Source organism: Pseudomonas protegens (assembly GCF_003732485.1).
Taxonomy (GTDB): Bacteria; Pseudomonadota; Gammaproteobacteria; order Pseudomonadales; family Pseudomonadaceae; genus Aquipseudomonas; species Aquipseudomonas protegens_B.
Genome location: NZ_MOAK01000080.1, coordinates 438,579 through 442,657, shown reverse-complemented (window position 1 = coordinate 442,657; position 4,079 = coordinate 438,579). Strand labels below are relative to the sequence as shown.

The following is a 4,079-nucleotide window of genomic DNA, read 5'->3' as shown; positions in this document are numbered from 1 at the left end:
CCCCCCCCCCAGCCACAGGCCGAAGCCCAGGACCAGCAGGGCGCCCAGTACCCACAGCTCGTACTTCTTGATGCTGCCGAGCATGCCTTCCATGACGGCGCCGAAGTGGTACGCCGCCGAAGCCAGGGCTACCGCCCAGATGGCTGCACCGATGCCGTTGAGCAGCAGATAGCGGCCCGGCGGATAGCCGGACAGGCCAATGGCCACCGGCATCACGGTGCGCAGGCCATAGACGAAGCGGAAGCTCAGCACCCAGATGTCCGGGTGCTTGCGGATATGTTCCAGCGCCCGATCGCCCATCATCTGCCAGCGCGGTTTGCGCGCCAGCAACTTGCGGCCATGCTTGCGCCCCAGGAAGTACCACAGCTGGTCACCGGCGTAGCTGCCGAAGAAGGCAACCACCATCACCAGGTTGATATCCATGTATCCGCGAAACGCTAGAAACCCGGCTAGAACCAGAATGGTTTCGCCTTCGAAAAACGTACCGAGAAAGAGGGCGAAGTAGCCGAAATCCTGAAGAAATTGTTGGAGCATTGTCTGGATGCTGGCGAAATGAACGCGCAGCCTACCCCTTCGACGACGTGGGGGAAAGTATCGAAATGTGTCTCGACGTGAACAATTGGGCCAATGACAATGAGTGTTGCTGCCGGTCAACAGCTTGAGCACAACTGTCATCTGTTCGTCATAATGCCCGCTTATAACTGTCACGCTCGCCCGCCAGCGCGGGCCCTGGAGTCCGCCGTGAGCTTTACCCCTGCCAGCCGCCTGTTCCCTGCCACTCGTCTTCGGCGTAACCGTCGTGATGATTTCTCGCGCCGCCTGGTGCGCGAAAACCGGCTGAGCGTGGACGACCTGATCCTGCCGGTGTTTGTGCTCGACGGTGAAAATCGCCGCGAGGCGGTGGCCTCGATGCCGGGTGTGGAGCGCCTGACCATCGACCTGTTGCTGGAAGAGGCGGCGCTCTGGGTCGATCTGGGGATTCCGGCCCTGGCGCTGTTCCCGGTGACGCCGGCCGGGCTCAAGTCCCTGGATGCGGCCGAAGCCTGGAACCCTGACGGTATCGCCCAGCGCGCCACCCGCGCCTTGCGCGAACGCTTCCCGGCGCTGGGCGTCATCACCGACGTGGCCCTGGACCCGTTCACCACCCATGGCCAGGACGGTATTCTCGACGAACAGGGTTATGTACAGAACGACATCACCGTCGATGCCCTGGTGCGTCAGGCCTTGTCCCACGCCGAGGCTGGAGCCCAGGTGGTGGCGCCGTCGGACATGATGGACGGGCGGGTCCAGGCGATCCGCGAAGCCCTGGAGCTGGCGGGGCACGTCAACGTCCGGATCATGGCCTATTCGGCCAAGTACGCCAGTGCCTACTACGGCCCCTTCCGCGATGCGGTGGGCTCGGCGCTGAACCTGGGCAAGGCCGACAAGGCCTCGTACCAGATGGACCCGGCCAATGGTGACGAAGCCCTGCATGAAGTGGCGGCGGACCTGGCGGAAGGGGCGGACATGGTCATGGTCAAGCCGGGCATGCCGTACCTGGATATCCTTTTTCGGGTCAAGGATGAATTCAAGGTGCCGACCTTTGTCTATCAGGTCAGCGGCGAATACGCCATGCACATGGCGGCGATCCAGAATGGTTGGTTGGGTGAAGGGGTTATTCTTGAATCCCTGACCGCTTTTAAACGTGCAGGTGCCGATGGCATCCTGACTTACTTTGCCGTTCGTGCTGCTCAATTGTTACGAGAGCAAAAATAGCCCTCCCAGGAACACGCGATGAATACTGAAGGACTCTCAGAAGTTGCCGTAAAAGACGCTCAGCCGGTGGTCGAGCAAGTGGTTGAAACCCCGCCGGAGCTGGAGCCCGCGCCGGCGGCCGCGGTGGTCGAGGCGCAAGTGGCGCCGGCCATTGTCATTCCCAACCTGGATGACAGCAGCCTTTATATCCATCGCGAGCTGTCGCAACTGCAGTTCAATATCCGTGTGCTGGAACAGGCGCTGGACGAGTCCTACCCGCTGCTGGAACGCCTGAAGTTCCTGCTGATCTTCTCCAGCAACCTGGACGAGTTCTTCGAGATCCGCGTCGCGGGTCTGAAGAAGCAGATCACCTTTGCCCGGGAACAGGCCGGTGCCGATGGCCTGCAACCGCACCAGGCCCTGGCCCGCATCAGCGAGCTGGTACATGGTCACGTCGATCGCCAGTACGCGATCCTCAACGACATCCTGCTGCCGGAACTGGAGAAGCATCAGATTCGCTTCATCCGTCGCCGTCACTGGACCACCAAGCTCAAGACTTGGGTCCGGCGTTTCTTCCGCGACGAGATCGCGCCGATCATCACCCCCATCGGCCTCGACCCGACGCACCCGTTCCCGCTGCTGGTGAACAAGAGCCTGAACTTTATCGTCGAGCTGGAAGGCATCGATGCCTTCGGTCGCGACTCCGGCCTGGCGATCATCCCGGCGCCGCGTCTGCTGCCGCGGATCATCAAGGTGCCGGAAGAAGTCGGCGGCCCTGGCGACAACTATGTGTTCCTCTCGTCGATGATCCACGCTCACGCCGATGACCTGTTCCAGGGCATGAAGGTGAAAGGCTGCTATCAATTCCGCCTGACCCGTAACGCCGACCTGGCGGTGGACACCGAAGACGTCGAAGATCTGGCCCGCGCCCTGCGCGGCGAGCTGTTCTCCCGTCGCTACGGTGACGCGGTGCGTCTGGAAGTGGCCGACACCTGCCCGAAACACCTGTCGGACTACCTGCTCAAACAGTTCAACCTGCACGAGACCGAGCTCTATCAGGTCAACGGCCCGGTGAACCTGACGCGGCTGTTCAGCATCACCGGCCTGGACAGTCATCCGGAGCTGCAATACACCCCGTTCACCCCGCAGATCCCGAAACTGCTGCAGAACAGCGAGAATATCTTCAGCGTCATCAGCAAGCAGGACATCCTGCTGCTGCACCCGTTCGAGTCCTTCACCCCCGTGGTCGACCTGCTGCGCCAGGCCGCCAAGGACCCGCATGTGCTGGCGGTGCGCCAGACCCTGTACCGCAGCGGCGCCAACTCGGAGATCGTCGACGCCCTGGTGGACGCGGCGCGCAATGGCAAGGAAGTCACCGCGGTGATCGAACTGCGCGCGCGTTTCGATGAAGAGTCCAACCTGCAGATGGCCAGCCGTCTGCAGGCCGCCGGCGCGGTGGTGATCTACGGCGTGGTGGGCTTCAAGACCCACGCCAAGATGATGCTGATCCTGCGTCGCGAGGCGGGCGAGATCGTACGTTACGCGCACCTGGGTACCGGCAACTACCACGCGGCCAACGCCCGTCTGTACACCGACTACAGCCTGCTGACATCCGACGATGCCTTGTGCGAAGACGTCGGCAAGCTGTTCAGCCAGCTGATCGGCATGGGCAAGACCTTGCGCATGAAGAAGCTGCTGCACGCGCCGTTCACCCTGAAGAAGGGCATGCTCGACATGATCGCTCGGGAGACTCAGTTCGCCCTGGACGGCAAGCCGGCGCACATCATTGCCAAGTTCAACTCGCTGACCGATCCAAAGATCATCCGCGCGCTGTACAAGGCCAGCCAGTCCGGCGTGCGCATCGATCTGGTGGTGCGGGGCATGTGCTGCCTGCGTCCGGGGATTGCCGGGGTTTCCCACAACATCCACGTGCGTTCGATCATCGGCCGCTTCCTGGAGCACACCCGAGTGTTCTATTTCCTCAACGGTGGTGAGGAGCAGATGTTCCTTTCCAGTGCCGACTGGATGGAGCGCAACCTCGACAAGCGGGTCGAGACCTGCTTCCCGGTGGAAGGCAAGAAGCTGATCCTGCGGGTCAAGAAAGAGCTGGAGAGTTATCTCACTGATAACACCCACAGCTGGAGCCTGCAGTCCGACGGTCGTTACATCCGCAACACGCCGACCGGCAACCAGAACCCGCGCAGTGCCCAGGCGACCCTGCTCGAGCGTCTCGGCAGCCCGGTGCTGCCGGTGCGCTAAGCGCGTCAGGCGTCGCTGATAATAAAAAGGCCAGCCCGATCACCGGGCTGGCCTTTTTTGTGCAGCTTGCAAGAGCTGTAGGAGCT

3 protein-coding genes are annotated in these 4,079 nt (G+C 62.0%); 2 read left to right on the top strand and 1 reads right to left on the bottom strand.

The annotated features are described in order from the left end of the window. Window positions 1-534, bottom strand: a 534-nt coding sequence (locus BLX41_RS23315) for a DedA family protein (protein ID WP_148059770.1), incomplete at its 3' end; no start/stop codon positions are given. Between the two features lie 207 nt (window positions 535-741). Here BLX41_RS23315 and hemB point away from each other — a divergent pair. Together hemB and ppk1 are read left to right on the top strand one after the other, a co-directional pair. Next, on the top strand, window positions 742-1,755 hold the full coding sequence (gene hemB / locus BLX41_RS23310) for a porphobilinogen synthase (protein WP_123726777.1): 1,014 nt from the start codon (window positions 742-744) through the stop codon (window positions 1,753-1,755). An 18-nt stretch (window positions 1,756-1,773) separates the two neighbouring features. Then, window positions 1,774-3,993 carry a polyphosphate kinase 1 gene (ppk1, locus tag BLX41_RS23305; protein ID WP_123726776.1) on the top strand — a complete coding sequence of 740 codons (2,220 nt, stop codon included), beginning with the start codon at window positions 1,774-1,776 and terminating at the stop codon, window positions 3,991-3,993. Window positions 3,994-4,079 lie beyond the last annotated feature (86 nt).

Coding starts and splice junctions, on each gene's coding strand:
- ppk1 (WP_123726776.1), top strand. CDS start 1,774: ATGAATACTGAAGGACTCTCAGAAGTTGCCGTAAAAGACGCTCAGCCG.